The sequence below is a fragment of the Pseudoalteromonas sp. SIMBA_162 genome, assembly GCF_046535955.1.
Lineage (GTDB): Bacteria > Pseudomonadota > Gammaproteobacteria > Enterobacterales > Alteromonadaceae > Pseudoalteromonas > Pseudoalteromonas marina.
In genome coordinates this window covers 1-276 of the sequence record NZ_JAWJBQ010000320.1, presented here as the reverse complement: position 1 = coordinate 276, position 276 = coordinate 1, and the positions used below count along the sequence as shown (strand labels likewise).

The 276-nt window shown below is 67.4% G+C and carries 1 protein-coding gene; it reads right to left on the bottom strand.

The annotated features are described in order from the left end of the window. A partial coding sequence (locus R0J88_RS19865) for a dTMP kinase (protein WP_410900857.1) occupies positions 1 to 276 on the bottom strand: 276 nt, incomplete at both ends.

Here is a 276-nt window from a genome sequence, read left to right as displayed (position 1 = left end):
GATCTCGGCGAACATCAACAGCAGTCCGGCATCATCACTCAGCGACTCGGTCGGCGCCGGGTCTAGCAGCAACTGGCGAATGGCTTCCGCTCGCTCGCTGCCACCCGGCTCACGCGTGCGCACGACCTCGAGGCCATGCGCCTCGAGCTCGGAGACCACGAAGGCGACATTGGTGCTCTTGCCGACGCCTTCACCGCCTTCCAGCGTGATGAAGCGACCACCGCGCGAAGCCTGGGTGGCCGCCGCGCTGGCGGCGTGGCGAGAAGACGTCGTGCT